Here is a 19983-nt window from a genome sequence, read left to right on the forward strand (position 1 = left end):
CGTCAGCGCGTGGTTTCGGTCAGACGACGCGAGACGTAACCTTTGACGTCGTCGATCATCGGATCCATGTGCGGGTCTTCGAAGAAATGACCTGCCCCCTCGACTTCCTGGTGGGTGATCGTGATGCCCTTCTGCTCATGCAGTTTGCCAACCAATGTACGCGTGTCGGCGGGCGGGGCCACGCGGTCGTTCAGTCCGTTGATGATCAGGCCGGACGACGGGCACGGTGCCAGGAAGCTGAAGTCGTACCGGTCGGCGGGCGGAGAGACCGAGATGAAGCCGGTGATTTCAGGGCGGCGCATCAGCAGCTGCATTCCGATCCACGCCCCGAAGGAGAATCCGGCAACCCAGCAATGCTTGGCGTTGGGATTCATCGCTTGCAGGTAATCGAGCGCCGAGGCTGCATCCGACAGCTCCCCCACGCCCTGATCGTACTCGCCCTGGCTGCGACCGACGCCGCGAAAGTTGAAGCGCAGGACCGTGAAACCCATGCTGTGGAACGCGTAGTGCAAGTTGTAGACAACACGGTTGTTCATCGTACCGCCGAACTGCGGATGCGGGTGCAGAATGATCGCAATGGGCGCATCCTTGAGCTTTTGCGGGTGATAGCGTCCCTCGAGTCGGCCTTCGGGTCCGGGGAAGATCACTTCGGGCATCTGCATTCCTTCGGTCGAGTTAGTTGACGGGGCACCGGGGGCGGGGGTAAATCCGCCCATTCGCCGGGCTGTGTTTGCTTATGTGCAGGTAAGGGACCGGACCTGCATCGTCAATCTGCCGTCATGCATCGGCATCAGGACTGCGGTATAGGGAGAAGGCGGCATGAAGCTGAGCACGAAGGGCCGCTACGCGATGGTCGCATTGGCCGACCTGGCGCAGCAGACCGAGGGGGAGACGACTTCTCTGGGCGAGATTTCCAAGCGGCAAAGTATTTCGCTTCCCTATCTGGAGCAATTGTTCGTGAAACTGCGCCGCGCGGAACTGGTCGAGTCGGTCCGTGGACCCGGCGGCGGATACCGCTTGGCGAGATCTGCGTCGGACATGCGTGTGTCGGACATCCTTGAGGCCGTGGACGAGACGGTTTCGGCGATGCACACCGGGGCAGGGGCCTCGGGCGGATCGTCGGGCAGTCGCGCGCAGTCGATGACCAACCGCCTGTGGGAGTCGCTATCGGCGCATGTCTACGTTTTTTTGCATCAGACGCGATTGTCCGATGTGGTGGGCAACGAACTGACACCCTGTCCGGCGGTTCCCAACCTGTTTGAAGTCGTCGACGACTGACCGGTCACCGGGCGCGTTACCGGGCCAGAATATATCTGAATTGAGGAAGCGAGCGATGCCCGAACGGGTCTATCTGGATTGGAACGCGACGGCCCCTTTGCGGACCGAAGCGCGCGCCGCGATGATTTCGGCGATGGAGGTCGCCGGAAACCCGTCGTCGGTCCACGGGGAAGGCCGGGCGGCCAAGTCCCTAGTGGAAAGGGCGCGCGCCCAAGTTGCGGAGGCATTCGGCGCTTCGGCGTCTGACGTGGTCTTCGTTTCCGGAGCGACCGAGGCCGCGGCGCTTGCGATGGCCGGGCGTAGCTTGGCTTCGGCCCCGATTGAGCACGAGGCGGTCGCCGCTTGGGGTGACGGGGCGCTTGCGGTGGATGCAAGGGGAGCCGTCGCGATCGTCAATCCGGCGGGGAGCGCCGTACAACTGGCCAACTCCGAGACGGGAGTGCTGCAGGATCTGCCACAAGGCCTCGCCGTCAGCGATATGACCCAGGCTTTCGGCAAGATTCCCGTGGGCTTTGATTGGTCTGGCGTCGATATGGCTCTGATCTCGGCGCACAAGTTGGGCGGCCCCAAGGGCATCGGCGCACTTGTGATCCGCCGGGGCCTTGACGTCGTATCGCAGATCCGTGGGGGCGGTCAGGAAATGGGGCGTCGATCCGGGACTGAAAACATCATCGGGATCGCCGGATTCGGAGCCGCGGCAGAAGCAGCAGCCCGCGATTTGGAAAACGGGATATGGGACCGGGTTGCGCAACTTAGAACTTTTCTAGAAACAAGTCTTGAGGGTGATGGCAATCCGACTATTTTAGTAGGGAACGATTCGAAGCGTCTGCCGAACACGTCTTGCCTGATTTCGCCGGGCTGGAAGGGCGAAACTCAGGTTATGGCGCTCGACTTGGCTGGCTTTGCGGTCAGCGCCGGGTCGGCTTGCTCGTCGGGCAAGGTGCGGGAAAGCGCGGTACTTCGCGCAATGGGATACGGGCCGGGCGAGGCCGATTGCGCGATCCGCGTCAGTCTAGGCCCGGACGTTAACGAAGAACAGGTGGGGCGGTTCATCGAGAGCTTCCGCCGCCTCAGAGACAGGAGACGGTCATGACAGTTTTGGATGACGTGCAGGTCAAGGACGGTGTCGATCAAGAGACCGTGGACGCGGTGAAATCCCTGTCGGGAACGTACAAGCACGGGTGGAACACCGAGATCGAGATGGAATATGCCCCCAAGGGTCTGTCCGAAGATATCGTCCGCCTGATCTCCGAGAAGAACAATGAGCCGGAGTGGATGCTGGAGTGGCGCCTGGATGCCTACCGCCGCTGGCTGAAGCTGGAAGAGCCGACATGGGCGATGGTGGACTACCCGGAAATCGATTTTCAGGACCAGTATTACTACGCCCGCCCCGCCAGCATGGTCGAAAAGCCCAAGTCGCTGGACGAGGTCGACCCGAAACTTCTGGAAACGTATAAAAAGCTGGGCATTCCGCTGAAAGAGCAGGCCCTGCTGGCTGGAGTCGAACCCGCCCCCGAAGACCGCAAGGTTGCTGTGGATGCCGTGTTCGACTCCGTGTCCGTCGGCACGACCTTCCAGAAGGAACTGGCCAAGGCCGGGGTGATTTTCTGTTCCATCTCGGAGGCCATTCAGGAGCATCCCGAACTGGTGAAGAAGTACCTCGGTTCGGTCATTCCGGCGTCCGACAATTACTACGCCACCCTGAATGCGGCCGTCTTCTCGGACGGCAGCTTCGTCTACATCCCCAAGGGCGTACGCTGCCCGATGGAGCTATCGACCTACTTCCGGATCAACGCCGAGAACACCGGCCAGTTCGAGCGGACGCTGATCATCGCGGACGAGGGGTCGTATGTCTCCTACCTGGAAGGATGCACCGCGCCGCAGCGTGACATCGCGCAGCTTCACGCCGCCTGCGTGGAACTGGTTCTGCTGGACGATGCGGAGATCAAGTATTCCACCGTCCAGAACTGGTATCCGGGCGATGAAGACGGCAAGGGCGGCATCTACAACTTCGTGACCAAGCGGGCCGATTGCCGAGGTGCGCGCTCCAAGGTGATGTGGACGCAGGTCGAGACCGGGTCGGCGGTGACGTGGAAATATCCGTCCTGCATCCTGCGCGGCGACGACAGCCAGGGCGAGTTCTACTCCATCGCCATCGCCAACAACATGCAGCAGGCTGACACCGGCACCAAGATGATCCACCTTGGGAGAAACACCAAGTCGCGGATCGTGTCCAAGGGGATCAGCGCGGGCCGCGCGCAGAACACTTATCGCGGTCTGGTATCGATGCACCCCAAGGCCAAGAATTCGCGCAATTATACGCAGTGCGACAGTCTTCTGATTGGGTCGAAATGCGGGGCGCATACCGTTCCGTACATTGAGGTGAAGAACAATTCTTCCCGCGTGGAGCACGAGGCGACGACGTCCAAGGTGGACGATGATCAGCTATTCTATTGCCGCTCGCGTGGGATGGATGAGGAGGAGGCCGTGGCACTGGTCGTCAACGGATTCTGCAAGGAAGTGCTGCAGGCTCTGCCGATGGAATTCGCGATGGAAGCACAGGCGCTGGTCGCGATCTCGCTGGAAGGGTCGGTGGGGTGAAGATTCCATCTGCGGAACGTTGGTCGGTAATCAGGACGGAAGTGATGGTTGGTGCGTTCCTGCCGTTTGCTCTTACCCTGCCGCCCGTTTTCGCGATTTGGCTGTGGTCGTTTCTTGGCAAAAGTGGCGAGGCTACTGTCGCAGCTATCTTGGTGGGCGCTTCGCTGTTCGTCGCGTTTAAGGCACTTTACGCCTATTTCTCGCTGCTGTTCACCCTCAAGCAAGCCGGTAAAGATTGAACTTCGCGCTACAAGGCCCTGATAGGAAGTAAAAAGTCGAGATGAGCGCTAGCACCGAAATCAAGGACTTCTACGTCCCCGAACTGACCTTCCCGCCGGAGGAGCAGGCGCTCGTTCGCGAGGTTTATTCGGGTGCGCAGACGGTGCTGGAGTACGGCAGCGGCGGATCGACCGTTCTGGCGATGGACCTTGGCGTGCCGCACTTGATGTCGGTGGAGAGCGACAAGGACTGGCTCGACAACATCGGTTGCATCGTGGCCGACCGTAAGCCGGAGACGCGGGTCGATCTCTACCACGCCGACATCGGGCCGACGAAAAAGTGGGGTACGCCGGACGGCAACGATTACTGGATGAAATTTCCTCGCTATCCGCTGCAAGTTTGGGAACAGCCGTTTTTCGAGCATCCCGACGTCGTGCTGATCGACGGGCGGTTCCGCGTGGGATGCTTCTTGACGGTTCTTGCCCGCGCGACGAAGCCGGTCACCGTCCTGTTCGACGACTATGCCGGACGGTCCACCTATGCCCGCGCGGGTCAGTTCGCGGAGCCTACGCGCACCGTCGGACGGATCGGCGTCTGGGAGCTGGACGGGACGTGGAAGCTCGATGGCAAAGACCTGACGATTTTCGTCGATACATTTTTCAAAGTTCGCTGACACAAGACAAAACGCCAACCGGCGAGAGGTATGACATGCTGAAGATCACCAACCTGCACGTGAAACTGGAAGACGAGGACAAGCAGATCCTGAAGGGGATCAACCTGGAGGTTCCGGCCGGCGAAGTGCACGCGATTATGGGGCCGAACGGGTCGGGCAAGTCGACGTTGTCGTACGTGTTGTCGGGGCGCGGCGGGTACGAGGTGACCGAGGGGTCGGCGCATCTTGGCGACATCGATCTGCTGGACCTCGAGCCGGAGGAGCGCGCCGCCGCAGGCTTGTTCCTGGCATTTCAGTACCCCGTCGAAATTCCGGGCGTGGGCAACATGACCTTCCTGCGCACCGCCGTGAACGCGCAACGCAAGGCGCGCGGCGAGGAGGAATTGTCAGCTGGTGACTTTCTCAAGATCATCCGCGCCAAGGCGAAGGCCCTCAAGATCGATGCCGAGATGCTAAAGCGGCCCGTGAACGTGGGTTTCTCGGGTGGCGAGAAAAAGCGCAACGAAATCCTTCAGATGGCGATGCTTGAGCCGAAGATGTGCATCCTGGACGAGACGGACTCGGGCTTGGATGTCGACGCCATGAAGTTGGTGTCGGAGGGCGTGAACGCGCTGCGCGATCCAAACCGTGGGTTTCTTGTGATTACGCACTACCAGCGGCTTCTCGATCACATCAAGCCAGACGTCGTGCACATCATGGCCGCCGGACGCATCATCAAGACCGGGGGACCCGAACTGGCCCTCGAAGTCGAACAGAACGGCTATGCCGACATGATGGAAGGGGCGGCTTGATGTCAGCCGATCCGAAGAAAACCGCATTGGATGAACGGCTTGCTACGCTGACCCTGCCTGCGGGCGATGGATGGCTTGGGGCCGCACGACGCGACGCACTCGGACGCCTTCAGGCCGTCGGCCTGCCGACGCGGCGCGATGAATACTGGCGCTACACCAACCCTGCCAGTCTGTTGCAGGTCGAGCCTTCACAGCCGAAGCCGCAGCCGGGCGAAAACCCGTTCAGGGGGCTCGATGCCTATGTGATTACGTTCGACGGCGAGGTTGTGACGCTCCCGGACGGAATCGCCGGGTGCGAGATCGGCACATTGGCCGACGCCGGCAAGGCGGATATTCACTGGGTCAAGGATCTGTACGGCACGTTGGAGGCGGCAGGAAGCCGACCTGTCACGCGTCCGTTCGCGATGCTAAACACGGCCTTCGCGACCGACGGACTGATGATCCGCGTAACCGGAGCGGTCGACAAGCCGATCCACCTGCGCACGACCGGCGGAACCGATCCGATATTGCACCATGTGATCAAGGTGGAGGAGGGAGCGTCGCTCACCCTGCTCGAGTCCGGCAATACCGGTGCCCGGTCCAACGTCACCACCGAGGTTGATTTGGCCGATCGTGCCGCGTTCCATCATCTGCGGGTGCAGGGGGCCGACGCTGACCTGCACGTGAATACGCATATTTTCGCGCGTCTGGGTGCCGAGTCGCATTTCCGGTCGTTCACTCTGGCGGCGAACGGTCAGTTCACACGCAACGAGGCGGTGCTGGAACTTACGGGTGACGACGCCTTTGCCCATGTCGGCGGTGCGGCTTTCGGCGACGGCGACGTGCACCACGATGACACGGTGTTCATCACCCACGACGCGGTGAATTGTGAAAGCCGTCAGGTGTTCAAAAAGGTCCTGCGCAACGGTGCGACTGGTGTTTTCCAAGGCAAGATCCTGGTAAAGGAGGGCGCGCAAAAGACCGACGGCTACCAGATCAGCCAGTCGCTTCTGTTGGATGACGATGCGCAGTTCCTGGCCAAACCCGAACTTGAGATCTACGCCGACGACGTGGCCTGTTCGCACGGCTCCACGACGGGCGCGATCGACGAGACGGCACTGTTCTACCTGCGGTCGCGCGGCGTGACCAAGCGCGAGGCGACAGACATGCTGGTGCTATCGTTCCTGGCCGAAGCGGTTGCGGAGATCGATGACGAGGGTCTGCGCGAGCACGTCAACGAATTGCTTGCCGACTGGCAGGCGCGCAGCTGACGTGTCGGTCACGACTGACATCCCGCGGGCGTGGCTCCGCCCGCGTGCTGTCATGGCGCGCCGGTTCGCGCAGGGGCCGGATGAAAAAATCGCCTTCGTCTATCTCGCGGCGGCTTCCGTTCTGGGGTTCGTCGCGCAGCTGCCCGGCCTCGTGCGCACGTCTCGCCTCTCGGACCCTGCGTTCGAAGCCGAGATCGTGTCGGAGGCCGCCCGTGTGGGTGTGGCCATCCCTACCGACCTGGCCGATGCAAAGTTCGAAGCGCTGTTCTCCGGTGCGGTGATGGGCTGGATCTTTATCGTGCCGCTCTTCCTTTACATTCTGGCGTTTTGTTCTCACCTGCTGGCGAAAATGATGGGTGGGAAGGGGACCGGGCTGCGCGCGCGTGTCGCGTTGTTCTGGTCCGTTCTGGCCGTCACACCGGCTTTGTTGCTGCTGGGCCTGACGACCGGCTTCGTCGGACCGGGACCCGCTCAGGCCTTGGTGGCGGCGGTAACGCTGAGCGGGTTCATTTGGATATGGCTCAACTCCTTATATGTCGCGGAGACGCTGAATGTTTGATGTGGACGCCATCCGGGCGCAGTTCCCGATCCTGTCGCGCGAAGTGAACGGCAAGCCGCTGTGCTATCTCGACAACGGGGCGTCCGCGCAAAAACCGCAGGTGGTTCTGGATACGATCCAGCGTGCCTATGGCCAAGACTACGCAAACGTTCATCGCGGCTTGCATACGCTTTCAACGATCTCGACCGAGAACTACGAAGCGGTACGTGGCACGACTGCCAAATTTCTGAACGCGCCAAGCGAAGACCACATCGTCTTCACCTCCGGCACGACCGAGGCGCTGAACCTGGTTAGCTACGGCTGGGCCGCGCCGCGCATGAAGGCGGGCGATGAGATCGTCCTGTCGATCATGGAGCACCACGCCAATATCGTGCCCTGGCATTTCCTGCGCGAGCGGTTGGGTGTGAAGCTGGTCTGGGTCGAAACGGACGTGAACGGCGATCTGGACCCGCAGGCCGTCTTGGACGCGGTGACGGACCGGACGAAGTTGATCGCGATAACACATGTTTCCAATGTTTTGGGGACCGTGGTTGATGTAAAGTCCATCTGCACCGGGGCGCGTGCCAAGGGCGTGCCGGTCTGCGTCGATGGCAGTCAGGCGGCAGTTCATATGCCAGTCGACGTGGCAGACATTGGTTGCGATTTCTATGCAATCACCGGGCACAAACTGTACGGCCCCAGCGGGTCTGGTGCCGTGTTCATCCGGCCCGAGCGGATGGCCGAGATGGTGCCTTTCATGGGCGGCGGTGACATGATCCGCGACGTACACCGCGACACAGTCATCTGGAATGATCCGCCGCACAAGTTCGAAGCCGGCACGCCCGGTATCGTCCAGACCATCGGCATGGGGGCCGCTCTGAATTGGATGATGGACATCGGGATGGATAACATCCAAGCGCACGAAGCTGACCTGACGGCCTATGCCCGCATGCGGCTGGACGGATTGAACTGGCTGAACGTGCAGGGAAAATCAGCGAATAAGGCCGCGATTTTCAGCTTCACCCTAGACGGAGCGGCCCATCCGCATGACATCTCGACCGTCCTGGACAAGAAGGGCGTTGCCGTGCGCGCCGGGCAGCACTGCGCCCAGCCCCTGATGGAGCACATGGGGATCAACGCGACCTGTCGGGCAAGTTTTGGGGTCTACAACACGCAGGCCGAGGTGGACACGCTGATTGATGCACTGGAACTGTGCCACGATCTGTTCGCGTGACCCCGGTCAGGTAAAGTCGGCCAAAGTCGCCTGGGTGACCCGCTGCAAAACCATGGGATTGATTGGAAACACGTGGCGCGGCGTGCCCGCTGCGGCCCAGACGACTTCGAAGTCCAACAACCGCCGGTCCATCCACACCGGGGACGGTGCAAGATGCCCGAGTGGCGAAACGCCGCCAATCGCAAACCCCGTCACGCGCCGCACCATGCCCGCGTCGGCGCGAACAAGACCCGTGCCAGCAAGGGCCGATGCCTTGGCCCGGTCAACCTGATTTCCGCCTGCTGTCAGGAACAGGCCGCAGCCATCGCCGAGACCGAAAACGATTGATTTCGCAATCTGGTCCAGCGTGCAGCCGCAGGCCGCTGCCGCATCCGCGGCGCTGCGGCAATCACCCAACTCGACGGGGGCCACATCCAGTCCTGCTTCCCGCAGGGCGTTGATCACACGTTTCAGGCTCTTGCTCATCGCGCGGCGCTACCCGTTGACGTGGCGCGGGACAAGGGGTCAGGTCGGACCATGTTTCGTAATCTGATCACTCGTGCTCCTATCGCTTTCGATCTCGATGCGGGCACTACCGCTTTGGCGGACCTTGCCCCGCCGTCGGATGTCGCCGAACTGGTCCGCGGCACGGCTGGATGCAGCCCATTTCTGGCTGGGCTGATGATAAAGGAGCAGGACTGGCTGTCGGATCTGTGGGGCATAGACCCACGGGCCGTACTTGAAGACCTGCTTTCGGAGATCGGGGCGATCGAAGGCGATCCGAGGGTCGGTCTGAGGCAAGCCAAGCGGCGCGCCGCGTTGCTGGTCGGTCTGGCCGAAATCGGCGGCATCTGGCCCGTGATGGACGCGACCGCGGCCTGGACGGACCTCGCCGACGCAATGCTGGCCCGCGCGATGGACTACGGCGTGGCGCGCCACGCCAAGGGGCCGGTGGACGGTGACGGTGGGCTTGTCGCCATAGCGATGGGGAAGATGGGTGCCGGGGAATTGAACTATTCCAGCGACATCGATCTGGTGCTGCTGTTCGATGAAAGTCGATACGACCCTGCGGACTATGGCACGGCGCGCGCGATCTTGCTGAAAGCGGCGCGCACGGCCATGGGGGCGATGTCCGATATCACGGCGGACGGATATGTCTTTCGAACCGACCTGCGCCTGCGCCCCGATCCCGCCTCGACCCCGATCGTCCTGTCGATGGAAGCAGCGGAGCGCTACTACGAAGCGATGGGCCGGACGTGGGAACGGGTGGCCTGGATCAAGGCGCGGGCCTGCGCCGGTGCCATCGACGCGGGCGAGCGGTTCCTGGAGCGATTGACGCCCTTCGTCTGGCGGCGGCATCTGGATTTCGCGGTCGTGGAGGAGGCGTTCGACATGCGCCGCCGCATCCGCGATCACAAGGGACTGACCGGCGCATGGGATATTCCCGGCCATGACGTGAAGCTAGGCCAGGGTGGCATTCGGGAAATCGAATTTCTGACCCAGACTCAACAGATCATCGCGGGGGGACGTGATCCGTCGCTCCGGGTTCGCGGCACGCTCGACGGCCTCGACAGGTTGGTGGATGCGGGCTGGGTGAAGTCTGATGATCGGAACGTGCTGGTGCGCGAATACTGCCATCTGCGGGCGGTGGAACATCGCATTCAGATGGTTCAGGACGCCCAGACGCACCGGCTGCCGAAGGATGCGGACGGACTGCGCCGTATCGCGTGCTTCATGGGACAGGATGATGCGGACGCTTTCGTCGCGGACCTACGTGCCCGTATGAAGGCAGTGGAGGCGATCACCGATCCGTCCTTCCGCCCGCCGGATGTCGACGTGCCGCAGGGCGAGCTCATCGAGGGCGCGGATGCCGTCACAGACCGCTGGACATCCTACCCCGCGCTTCGATCCCGGCGCGCAAGGGAAATCTTCGGACGTGTGAGGCCGGGTCTTCTGGCGGCCCTGTCTACGGCGGCGCGCCCGAGCGAGGCCTTGGCGGCCTTCGACGGTTTTTTGCGCGGCCTGCCTGCGGGCGTACAGGTGTTTTCCCTGTTCGAGGCGAACCCCAAGCTGGTGGAGCTTCTGGCGGACATATGCGCCACCGCGCCGGACCTGGCGAATTACCTGTCGCGCAACGCCGGGGTGTTTGATGCGGTAATAGCAGGCGATTTCCTTGAGCCATTGCCGGATATCTGGGACCTGCCGCCGGTACGCGGCGATTTCGAAGAGCAATTGAGGACCCTGCGCCACTGGCACCGGGAGGCGCATTTTCGCATCGGTGTGCACCTGCTTCGGGGTCTGATCACGCCGGAGGCAGCGGGACCTGCCTATGCCCTGCTTGCGCGGTCGGTCCTCACTGTTGCCTGGGTTGCGGCAGAGACCGAGACGGCGCGCCGCTATGGCCAAGTGCCGGGATTGCGTCTGGCGGGGCTTGGCATGGGCTCGCTCGGCGTGGGGCGTCTGACGGCGCGGTCTGACCTCGACATGGTAATCCTGCATGACGGTGCCGAGGAGGGCGCGGTGTCCGACGGGCGGCGGTCGCTTGGCGCTGCGCAATGGGCGACAAAGTTTACCCAAGTGCTGATTACCGCCCTTTCCGCGCCCACTGGCGAGGGGCGGCTCTACGAGCTGGACATGCGGCTCCGCCCATCGGGGCGGCAGGGGATGGTGGCGACGCCGCTGTCGGGTTTCCGCAGCTACCAGACTGGCGAGGCCTGGGTTTGGGAGCATATGGCGCTGACGCGGGCACGCGCCGTTGTCGGTGACCCGCAGTTGCGCCAAGATGCAGAGGACGTGCGTTGCGACGTCATCAAGGACAGCCGATATTCGGACGACGAGATGCTGTCGCAATTCGCGGAAATGCGCGCCCGCCTGCTCGCGGCTGGGCGCGTCGGCGGTGGGCTGTCGGTCAAGGCGGGGCCGGGGCGGATGCAGGACATCGAGCTGGCCGCGCAGGCCCACGCACTCATGGCCGGGTCCAAGGCGCGGGGCTTGGCCGAACAATTGCAAATCGCGGGCTGGCTGACGCCGGAGGCGCGCATCCAGCTGACCGAGGTGCACCGGCTGCTGTCCTCGGTGCAGCAATTGGTTAAACTTCTGACCGACGACGATCCGCCGGGCACGCTTGGCATCGGGGGCGGGAACTTCATCGCGCGGACGTTGCACATGGAATTTCCGTCCGAGGTGATATCGGCCTGCGATGCGGCTGCCGCGAAGGCGGCGGCGGCCATCGACACGGCGCTGGACGGGATAACGGAGGCGGGCTAGCAGATGCGAAACGCGGAGGCGGACATGGCGAAAGACAGGCAGGGGCCGGATGACCCGAAGGGGTTGATCGCCGAGGCCTACAGGATCGATGGAATTACCGAGGACGAATGCCGCTCGATCTTCCTCGACTGGGCGCTGAGCCTGCCCGGAGAGCCGACCGCCGCGATTGAGCGCCTGCTGGACGGGCGTCCGGAGCATCCCATGACCAAGGTTCTGCGCGCGGGATTGGCCGCGCCCGAACGGACCGGGCGTCGCGGTGGGCGCACGGCGCGCATCCCCTAGGCCATTCGTTCGTCACGCGTTTGTTCCCCGTTCGCGGTAGGGCGTCTTGTTGTAGTGTGCGCGGTAGCATTTCGAGAAATGCGACGGAGAGGCAAAGCCGCAGGCAAGGGCAACATTGATGATCGACATGTCCGTCTGCATCAGCAGGTTGCGGGCACGCGCGAGCCTTAGCTCCATGTAATACCGCTTGGGGCTACGGTCGAGGTAGCGGCGAAACAGTCGCTCCAGCTGGCGTGTGGACATGCCGACATCGGCGGCAAGTGTCGCGGGGCCGACCGGCTCCTCGATCGAGGCCTCCATCATGCGGATGACCTGACTCAGGCGCGGGTGGCGAACGCCGATGCGCGTGGGGATCGACAAGCGTTGCGCGTCCTGGCCCGTTCGGATTGAGGAATAGACCATAAGGTCTGCGACCTGCATCGCCAGATCCTCACCGAAGTCCCGAGCGATCAGGTGCAGCGTCAGGTCGATTGCGCCGGTCCCACCCGCTGCGGTGATAATCTTGCCGTCGATGGTGAAGATGGACTTTGTCAGCTCGACATCCGGAAAATCCTCAATGAACCCATCGTGGTTTTCCCAATGGATCGTCGCCCGCTTCCCGTCCAGCAACCCGCAGGTCGCCAGCGCCCAGGCCGCAGTGTCCAGCGCGGCGATCGTGTTCCCCCGCCGCGCCTCGCGTTTGAGCCAGGACTTAATCTTGGGTGTCGTGGCCCGGCCAACGTCGATCCCGCCCACAAGAACAAGCGTATCGTCGCGCGCCAATACCGGCAGGTCGTCGTCCAGAACGAAAGTCGAGCCGGCCGAGCAGGTAACGGTCTGACCACCTTCACCAACCATTGACCAGGTATAGAGCGTCGCCCCAGACGTCCTGTTCGCCAGGCGCAGCGCGTCCAAGGCGCTGGCAAGGCAAATGAGGGTGAAGCGATCCAGAAGGGCGAAGACGTAATGATGGGGCCGCGCCGGCGGGCTTATCGTGACCGATGTCCCGGATGCGCGATCCGGAGTCGTGTTCTGCCCCGACATTGGCTCTCCATTTCTTCGGGTCGCCAACCCGGGATTCGGGTCCGCAGACGCTTTCGACGCTTATGCGCAACATCAGCCTCGATTCAAGCCAATCTGGCATTTGCGGCGGCACCGCATATAGGCTACTCCACATCCCTGTTATCGGGCCAGAGGAGTGGGCAAATGGCGAACAACGGCGCATGGTCGAAATCTAGCTGGCGGGAAAAGCCCCGCGTGCAGATGCCGGACTATCCAGATCAGGCTGCGCTAAGTGCCGTGGAGGCCAAGCTTTCGCGGCATCCGCTGCTCGTGTTTTCCGGCGAAGCGCGCACTCTGCGTGACGAACTTGCCGCTGCCGGACGGGGCGAGGCATTCCTGCTGCAGGGGGGAGATTGCGCCGAGAGTTTTGCCGAATTCTCCTCCAATAACATTCGCGACACCTTCAAGGTGATGCTGCAAATGGCGATGGTCCTGACTTTCGGTGCCAAAGTGCCTGTGGTCAAGGTTGGCCGCATGGCCGGTCAATTCGCCAAGCCCCGTTCGGCCCCGACCGAGACGATCAACGGCGTGGAGCTGCCCAGCTATCGCGGCGACATCATCAACGAACTGGCCTTCACGCCCGAGGCTCGGCACCCCGATCCGTCCAAGATGCTGGAGGCTTATACTCAGGCGGCCGCCACGCTGAACCTGCTGCGGGCCTTCTCCAAGGGCGGCTTCGCAGACGTGCACCAAGTGCACCAATGGACGCTGGACTTCGCCAGCGGTGAGCGCGCGGCCCAGTACCGGGATATGGCCGACCGCATTCAGGACACTTTGGACTTCCTGACGGCAGCAGGTCTGACGTCGGACCAGAACGCGGAGTTGGCGACGGTCGATTTCTACACTTCGCACGAGGCTCTTCTGCTGGAATACGAGGAAGCACTGTGCCGCGAGGACAGCACGCACCCCGGCGATATGCTGGCCGGATCGGGACACATGATCTGGATCGGTGACCGCACCCGTCAGCCAGATGGTGCTCATGTAGAATTCTGCCGTGGGGTGGTGAACCCGATCGGTCTGAAGTGCGGCCCCACGACGACTGCCGAAGATCTGAAGGTGCTGATCGAAAAACTGAACCCCCGCAACGAAATGGGTCGTTTGACCCTGATTGCGCGGTTCGGTGCGGGTAAGGTGCGGGAGCATCTGCCGCGCTTGATCAAGCAGGTGCAGGAGATGGGCGCGAACGTCGTCTGGACCTGCGATGCGATGCACGGGAACACGGTCAAGTCCGACTCGGGCTACAAGACGCGCCCCTTCGAGCGTGTTCTGGCCGAGGTGCAGGAATTCTTCGCCGTGCACCGCGAGCATGGGACCATTCCAGCCGGTGTTCATTTCGAGATGACGGGTCAGGACGTGACCGAGTGCACCGGCGGGGTGCGTGCGGTGACGGACGAAGATCTGTCCGATCGCTATCACACGGCCTGCGATCCGCGCCTGAACGCGTCGCAATCGCTGGAGTTGGCGTTCCTGGTTGCGGAAGAATTGTCCAACCTGCGGCAGGATCGTCTGCGCGTCGCCTCGTAAGGGGCTTGCACAAAAGGAAAAGGCGGCGCTCCGAAAGGAAGGCCGCCTTTTTCATGCCGGACCGTTCGCCGACTATTTCACGACGCGCAGCCAAGGCACGACCGAAGGCTTGCCTTGGAAGGGCACGGCTTGTTCGGCCATGCCGGCCTGGATCTCCACGGGCAGGCTGTGGTCTGTCATGCGGCGTTGCGGCTCGGCTGCGGGATCGCGCCGTGCGGTCCCGACGACGGGTATCAACGTGGAATGGGTCAATTGGAACCGGCGCGGAGGATCGGTGGCGATGCGGTCGGTCACCATGACGGCCAGGGCCTTGGTGACCTGGCCTGCGCTGTCAAGCAAGGGCAGGATCAACATCCGCCCCGTGACGATGCCGTCGGCACCCTCGGAAATCAGGTCGAATTCCAGCGTGGCGGGCCTTTCGAAAACCTGTTCGATCTGATCCATCACTCGGGTCCGGTCGGTCAGATCGAAGAAGGCGCGCACAGGCAGACCGCGCACCTCCATCCCCATCAGCTGACTCATGACGTGACCGCCCAAGCGGACGCGCACGTTGCCGGCGCGCAAGCGGTCCAACACCATGGAGTGGCCCAGGATCGGGCCCATCTCCTTAGGATCGAGCGCGGCGCGCCGAGGAAGTCCGGTGCCCAGGCGCTGCGACGTCCAGTATCGCCATGCCTGTTCCAGCAAGGGTGATTTGCGCATTGTCCGCAGCCCCTCGGTCCTGTCGAAGCGTGAAGTCCGGGCCGAATTCGGCCCCACAAAATCGTCGATGCCCGCCATAATTCAATTCCAGTCCTTGATCACATCGGGGGTTCATCCGAATTACGGCCTGAACCCGCCACCCAACGACAGAAATATGGCAAGCTGATACAAATTGCCCGTAATTGTTTAATAAATAGTTAATACTTGTTATCAGGACTGTCTCTTGTTCGGTCGGGGCGCAGCGGCTACGCCCTTGGCAGGTTGATGGCGGGGCGCAGATGGAACGACGTAATATGGATCAGGGCGCGCGGCGCGGCTTGGGGATCATCCTGTCCAGCCCGTCCGGTGCCGGAAAATCGACAATGGCGCAGCGGCTGATGGCCTGGGATCCTTCGTTGTCGTTCTCGGTTTCGGCCACGACGCGCCACCCGCGCGAGGGGGAGGTCGAGGGGCAGCATTATTTCTTCACCGATCGTGAAAGCTTCGGCCAGATGGTGCTGGACGGCGAGATGCTGGAACACGCCGAGGTTTTCGGGAACCATTACGGCAGCCCGCGCGCGCCTGTTGAGGCGTGTCTGTCCGCCGGGCGTGACGTGATTTTCGACATCGACTGGCAGGGTGGCCAACAGATCCGGAACTCGACGCTGGGCCGGGATGTTGTGTCGATCTTCATCCTGCCGCCCTCCATTTCCGAACTGGAGCGGCGGTTACGCGGACGCGGGCAAGACTCGGACGAGGTGATCGATGGGCGCATGGCGAAATCGGAATCGGAGATTAGCCACTGGGCAGAATACGATTACGTTCTGGTCAACGATGACCTCGACGCCTGCGAGGCTCGACTGCGCACGATCCTTGCGGCGGAACGTCTGCGCCGGGACCGGCAGCCCTGGTTGAATGAGTTCACGCGCGGGCTGACTAATGAATTCAGGGAAAGGCAGAAAGTATGATCTATGAATTGGACGGTGTATGCCCCACCGTGGACGAAACTGCCTGGGTGGCACCCGACGCGAATATCATCGGCGACGTGACCCTCGCTGCTGGGTCCAGCATCTGGTTCGGCACCACGATCAGGGGCGATAACGATCCGATCGCGATTGGTGCCAACAGCAATGTGCAGGAAAACTGCGTTCTTCACACCGATGTGGGCTTTCCGCTGACCGTGGGCGCGAATGTGACTGTCGGGCACAAGGCGACGCTTCATGGCTGCACCATCGCGGATGGCGCGTTGATCGGCATGGGAGCTACGGTTTTGAATGGTGCGGTCATCGGCGAAGGCTGCCTGATCGGAGCGGGGGCGCTGATCACGGAAGGCAAGGTGATCCCGCCGGGCAGTCTGGTGATGGGCGCGCCCGGCAAGGTTGTGCGACAGCTGGATCAGGCCGCACTGGACGAACTTTTGGCTTCGGCCGAACACTACCGACAGAACGCTGCACGCTTTGCCAAAGGGCTGCGCGCGGTCTGAACGTTACACGATCAGGCTCAGATGCGTTTCGTCCGCGCTGACCGATACAGGGCGGCGCAAACGTCGGGCCAGCCGCGCAAGGATTCCAAACTGCACTTCTGACCCTTTCAGGTCGGGGGGCAGGATGCCCCGTCCCAGCGACTGCCACAGCGGCTCGTCGATGCGCAGGCGTTTGGCATCTACGTGGATGACCCAGGCGGCTTCGTTGCGGACGACTTCGATGGTCGCCCCCCACGGGGTCGCCACCTCGATACAGGTCAACGCAAGACATGCCAGGCGCATCTCGTGGCGCGACCGTTCGGCATCGTCGCGCCAGACAACGCGGGTACGGCTTTGGCCATACATCTCGTCGAGGGTGGTTCTCATATCGCGCGCAGCAATCATCGCGTCATCCGCCCCTGCGCCGAAGGCCACACGAAAGAATTTTATCCGTGCCATTGCCGCGTTGAGCGATTCCCGCATCAACGCCATCTCGGCCTTGCCATCGCCGGGTGCCATTTCAAGCAGTTCCAACCCGTTGCCGATGGCACCGATGGGGTTGACGAGGTCATGGCAAAGCCGCGATCCAAGGAGTGCGAGCAGATCCGGATCTTCCGGCTGGCCGTTACTGGTCCCGTTGTTGTTCTCATCGCTCATTAGGAGTGCCTTTGCATGGATGATCTCAACGCTTTCCTTGAGCCCGGTATGCTGGTTCGTCATCCGTCCGCCCCGGATTGGGGCATCGGGCAGGTCCAATCAATCATAGATGGTCGGATAACTGTCAATTTCCAAGAGGTTGGCAAGCAGGTTCTTGATGGCAGTCGTGTCATTTTGCAGCCTGTTTACGAATGATCGTCAATTGCTGACGAACCAGAAGTGCGCTGAATTGGTTGCTAAATAGTTGATGACATCTAGTCCGCGCCCGTATTTGCGACGCGACCTTGCTTGCCTGAGTGCGAGCCTGGGCCTATCTGCGTTCCATGCAGGCAGGCCTGACCCTTTCCCTTACACGTGATGCGGATGAAATCCGCGACGCGCAACGCTTGCGGCACCGTGTTTTCATCGATGAGATGGGGGCCGACGGCGCAGGTGGGACCGGATTGGAGACGGATGTCTTTGACCGTAACTGCGACCACCTTGTGCTGCGCGACCCGACGCGGCCCGATCTGGGTGCCGTGGCGACGCTCCGGCTTGGCGCGGGAACGCGTTATACCGAACAGGAATTCGATCTTTCGGCGCTGCACGCTTCGGGGCGGTCGCTGGCGGAGGCCGGACGCGCCTGCCTGCATCCGGATTATCGCGGCGGCTTGGCCGGGATGCTGTTGTTCAAGGGTCTGGTCTCTGTTCTGCGGGAGCGGGGGATCGGCCTGGCCGTCGGAACAGCGTCATTCCGGGGGGCAGACGTCACGCCGCATCTGCCCGCGCTGCGGCGTTTGAACCACGAGGCCCTGGCCCCCGCCGAACTCCGCCCGGTTGCGCATGGGACGGGCGCTGTGGCAATCACCGGCACGGCCCCGCCGGCCGCCATGATCGGTGTGCCCGCCCTGATCAAGACGTACCTGCGCGCGGGGGCTTGGGTCGGGGCCGGGGCCTTCGTGGACCGAGATTTTAACACGGTGGACGTTTGCATGGTGCTGGACATGACCCGCGTGAAACTTCCGGCGCGGACGCGATGATCTGGGATGACGCGCCGCCGCCGCCTGCCCCGCGGGTGAGTTTTCTTGGATGGGGCCGGGTCGTCTTACGCGGCACTGCGCTTTTCGTCGTGGTCTTCGGCTGCTTGCTTTTGTTGCTGGCGGTGCGGCTGGTAGAGCGGCCGCTTCATGGCATGAGCCGGCCCTGGACCCCTTGGGTCACGCAGGGGGTCTGTATCACCGGGCTGCGCATTCTGGGCCTGCGCCGTGACGTTCGTGGGGCGGTCATGAAGGGGACAGGTGCGGTGGTGGCGAATCACGCGTCCTGGCTGGATATCTTCGTTCTCAACGCCTCCAAGCGGATCTATTTCGTGGCCAAATCCGAAGTGGCAGGCTGGCCGGGCATCGGTTGGCTGGCGCGGGCAACGGGCACGGTGTTCATTCGCCGCGACCCGCGCGAGGCCAAGGCGCAGCAGAAGGTCTTCGAGGAGCGGTTGGGCGCGGGGCATCGATTGCTGTTCTTCCCTGAAGGGACCAGCACTGACGGCCAACGGATCATCCCGTTCAAGACAACGCTCTTTGCCGCATTCCGCTCCGGGGGATTGCCGGGCGACATGCAGGTGCAGCCGGTTACACTGGCCTATCATGCGCCCGAAGGAACGCCGGCGACCTTCTATGGCTGGTGGGGGGATCAGAGCTTTGCGGCGCACATGCTGACAATGCTGGCCGCGCCGCGTCACGGATGGGTGGACGTGATCTATCATTCGCCGCTGGTGGTGTCGGATTTCGCGGATCGCAAGGAACTGGCACGTGCGGCGGAAACGGCGGTGCGCGCCGGGTTCGAGCAGGCGCGGTTGGAGCGGGCCGGCGTGTAGCCATCCGACGCATTTGACAAATGATAACGGCGTCAGGCGCGGAAAGGGGCTGTCAGATCCCTGAGGGCCTTAACAGGATCTTCCGTTGACCAGATTTCCTCACCCAACGCGATGAAGTCCGTCGCGTCTTTCAGGGTTTCTATCGTCGCGAGGTCCAGCGCGCCTTCGGCCACCACGGGCAATTCGATCATCTGGGACCACCACTGGAAAAGTTCGGGTTCGGCGCGCCCCGCCGTGCCGAGCGGTGCGGGACCCGCCGGGCCGAAGGCGACGTAATCGGCACCGGCCTCGCCCGCGGCCATTCCGTCGTGACGGGACGTGCCGCAGAAAGCCCCGATAATCGGGTCCGGACCCCAGTCGGTGCGCAATTTGCGCAAGGGGCGGGGGTCGGTCAGATGCACGCCGTCCAGGCCCAGCTTTTCCACGAGGGCGGAATGATCCGTGATAATCAAGGGCACCTCGTAGCGGTGCGCCACCTCGCGGCACAGATCGACGCCGCGGGTAATGCGGTCTTCGTCCTTGGTCGCGAGGTCCAGACGCAGACAGGCGATGTCATTTGAATCCAGAACCGAGGACAGCCTCCCCTCGAACCCGGCATCGATTTCGGGGGGCGTGATGAGGTAGAGTTGCGGCATATCGGTCATCGGAGCGTCC

Annotated in this window: 23 protein-coding genes; 17 read left to right on the top strand and 6 right to left on the bottom strand. The window is 62.5% G+C overall.

Annotated features, from left to right (window positions below; translation table 11 throughout):
• Positions 1-2: 2 nt before the first annotated feature.
• Positions 3-656: an alpha/beta hydrolase gene (locus BLV27_RS06385; protein ID WP_092644054.1), complete on the bottom strand. Its 654-nt coding sequence runs from the start codon at positions 654-656 to the stop codon at positions 3-5.
• 163 nt (positions 657-819) lie between these two features.
• Between BLV27_RS06385 and iscR the strand changes: the two genes are divergently transcribed.
• From iscR to BLV27_RS06430, 9 genes are read left to right on the top strand one after another with little or no spacing between them, the layout of a single operon-like run.
• Positions 820-1278, top strand: coding sequence for a Fe-S cluster assembly transcriptional regulator IscR (gene iscR / locus BLV27_RS06390; protein ID WP_092644056.1), 459 nt, complete (start codon positions 820-822; stop codon positions 1276-1278).
• A gap of 55 nt (positions 1279-1333) precedes the next feature.
• Positions 1334-2371, top strand: a complete 1038-nt coding sequence (locus tag BLV27_RS06395) for a cysteine desulfurase family protein (RefSeq protein WP_092644058.1) — start codon at positions 1334-1336, stop codon at positions 2369-2371.
• The gene (sufB, locus tag BLV27_RS06400) at positions 2368-3879 is read left to right on the top strand and encodes a Fe-S cluster assembly protein SufB (protein WP_092644060.1); all 1512 of its coding nucleotides are present in this window, start codon (positions 2368-2370) and stop codon (positions 3877-3879) included. The genes BLV27_RS06395 and sufB overlap by 4 nt, the downstream gene beginning before the upstream one ends.
• 44 nt (positions 3880-3923) lie before the next feature.
• A complete protein-coding gene (locus BLV27_RS06405; protein ID WP_092644062.1) occupies positions 3924-4118 on the top strand; it encodes a hypothetical protein in 195 nt (64 codons plus the stop codon).
• Between the two features lie 41 nt (positions 4119-4159).
• On the top strand, positions 4160-4771 hold the full coding sequence (locus BLV27_RS06410) for a hypothetical protein (protein WP_092644064.1): 612 nt from the start codon (positions 4160-4162) through the stop codon (positions 4769-4771).
• 35 nt (positions 4772-4806) lie between these two features.
• Positions 4807-5562, top strand: coding sequence for a Fe-S cluster assembly ATPase SufC (gene sufC / locus BLV27_RS06415; protein ID WP_092644066.1), 756 nt, complete (start codon positions 4807-4809; stop codon positions 5560-5562).
• On the top strand, positions 5562-6812 hold the full coding sequence (gene sufD / locus BLV27_RS06420; protein ID WP_092644068.1) for a Fe-S cluster assembly protein SufD: 1251 nt from the start codon (positions 5562-5564) through the stop codon (positions 6810-6812). The genes sufC and sufD overlap by 1 nt, the downstream gene beginning before the upstream one ends.
• A gap of 1 nt (position 6813) precedes the next feature.
• A complete protein-coding gene (locus BLV27_RS06425; protein WP_092644070.1) occupies positions 6814-7371 on the top strand; it encodes a hypothetical protein in 558 nt (185 codons plus the stop codon).
• The gene (locus BLV27_RS06430) at positions 7364-8584 is read left to right on the top strand and encodes a cysteine desulfurase (protein ID WP_092644072.1); all 1221 of its coding nucleotides are present in this window, start codon (positions 7364-7366) and stop codon (positions 8582-8584) included. Before BLV27_RS06425 ends, BLV27_RS06430 begins: the two co-directional genes overlap by 8 nt.
• A 6-nt stretch (positions 8585-8590) precedes the next feature.
• Here the strand turns inward: BLV27_RS06430 and BLV27_RS06435 are convergent, their stop codons facing one another.
• Positions 8591-9049, bottom strand: coding sequence for a YbaK/EbsC family protein (locus BLV27_RS06435; protein WP_092644074.1), 459 nt, complete (start codon positions 9047-9049; stop codon positions 8591-8593).
• A gap of 51 nt (positions 9050-9100) precedes the next feature.
• On the opposite strand from BLV27_RS06435, the gene BLV27_RS06440 reads away from it, so the two are divergent.
• Together BLV27_RS06440 and BLV27_RS06445 are read left to right on the top strand one after the other, a co-directional pair.
• On the top strand, positions 9101-11830 hold the full coding sequence (locus BLV27_RS06440; RefSeq protein ID WP_092644076.1) for a [protein-PII] uridylyltransferase family protein: 2730 nt from the start codon (positions 9101-9103) through the stop codon (positions 11828-11830).
• 24 nt (positions 11831-11854) lie between these two features.
• Positions 11855-12112, top strand: coding sequence for a hypothetical protein (locus BLV27_RS06445; protein WP_092644359.1), 258 nt, complete (start codon positions 11855-11857; stop codon positions 12110-12112).
• 12 nt (positions 12113-12124) lie between these two features.
• Here the strand turns inward: BLV27_RS06445 and BLV27_RS06450 are convergent, their stop codons facing one another.
• Positions 12125-13135, bottom strand: a complete 1011-nt coding sequence (locus BLV27_RS06450; RefSeq protein WP_092644078.1) for a GlxA family transcriptional regulator — start codon at positions 13133-13135, stop codon at positions 12125-12127.
• A gap of 162 nt (positions 13136-13297) precedes the next feature.
• Between BLV27_RS06450 and BLV27_RS06455 the strand changes: the two genes are divergently transcribed.
• Positions 13298-14677: a class II 3-deoxy-7-phosphoheptulonate synthase gene (locus tag BLV27_RS06455; RefSeq protein WP_092644080.1), complete on the top strand. Its 1380-nt coding sequence runs from the start codon at positions 13298-13300 to the stop codon at positions 14675-14677.
• Between the two features lie 72 nt (positions 14678-14749).
• On the opposite strand, the gene BLV27_RS06460 is transcribed toward BLV27_RS06455, so the two are convergent.
• Entirely contained in the window at positions 14750-15379 is a 630-nt protein-coding gene (locus BLV27_RS06460; protein ID WP_170831375.1) for a PAS domain-containing protein, read from the bottom strand.
• Positions 15380-15672: 293 nt separating this feature from the next.
• On the opposite strand from BLV27_RS06460, the gene gmk reads away from it, so the two are divergent.
• Both gmk and BLV27_RS06470 read left to right on the top strand, forming a co-directional pair.
• Positions 15673-16326, top strand: a complete 654-nt coding sequence (gene gmk / locus BLV27_RS06465) for a guanylate kinase (RefSeq protein ID WP_092644084.1) — start codon at positions 15673-15675, stop codon at positions 16324-16326.
• Positions 16323-16841 carry a gamma carbonic anhydrase family protein gene (locus BLV27_RS06470; protein WP_092644086.1) on the top strand — a complete coding sequence of 173 codons (519 nt, stop codon included), beginning with the start codon at positions 16323-16325 and terminating at the stop codon, positions 16839-16841. Before gmk ends, BLV27_RS06470 begins: the two co-directional genes overlap by 4 nt.
• Positions 16842-16844: 3 nt before the next feature.
• Here BLV27_RS06470 and BLV27_RS06475 read toward each other — a convergent pair whose 3' ends face one another.
• Positions 16845-17477 carry a histidine phosphotransferase family protein gene (locus BLV27_RS06475; protein WP_170831376.1) on the bottom strand — a complete coding sequence of 211 codons (633 nt, stop codon included), beginning with the start codon at positions 17475-17477 and terminating at the stop codon, positions 16845-16847.
• 15 nt (positions 17478-17492) lie between these two features.
• Here BLV27_RS06475 and BLV27_RS06480 point away from each other — a divergent pair, with 15 nt between their 5' ends.
• From BLV27_RS06480 to olsA, 3 genes are all read left to right on the top strand, one after another.
• On the top strand, positions 17493-17672 hold the full coding sequence (locus tag BLV27_RS06480) for a DUF3553 domain-containing protein (protein WP_092644361.1): 180 nt from the start codon (positions 17493-17495) through the stop codon (positions 17670-17672).
• 128 nt (positions 17673-17800) lie between these two features.
• Positions 17801-18496 carry a GNAT family N-acetyltransferase gene (locus BLV27_RS06485; protein WP_092644090.1) on the top strand — a complete coding sequence of 232 codons (696 nt, stop codon included), beginning with the start codon at positions 17801-17803 and terminating at the stop codon, positions 18494-18496.
• Positions 18493-19329 carry a lyso-ornithine lipid O-acyltransferase gene (gene olsA / locus BLV27_RS06490; protein ID WP_092644092.1) on the top strand — a complete coding sequence of 279 codons (837 nt, stop codon included), beginning with the start codon at positions 18493-18495 and terminating at the stop codon, positions 19327-19329. Before BLV27_RS06485 ends, olsA begins: the two co-directional genes overlap by 4 nt.
• Before the next feature lie 32 nt (positions 19330-19361).
• Here olsA and BLV27_RS06495 read toward each other — a convergent pair whose 3' ends face one another.
• Positions 19362-19973, bottom strand: coding sequence for a thiamine phosphate synthase (locus tag BLV27_RS06495; protein ID WP_092644094.1), 612 nt, complete (start codon positions 19971-19973; stop codon positions 19362-19364).
• Positions 19974-19983: the final 10 nt, after the last annotated feature.

This window comes from Jannaschia faecimaris, assembly GCF_900107415.1.
In the GTDB taxonomy this organism is placed as follows: domain Bacteria; phylum Pseudomonadota; class Alphaproteobacteria; order Rhodobacterales; family Rhodobacteraceae; genus Jannaschia; species Jannaschia faecimaris.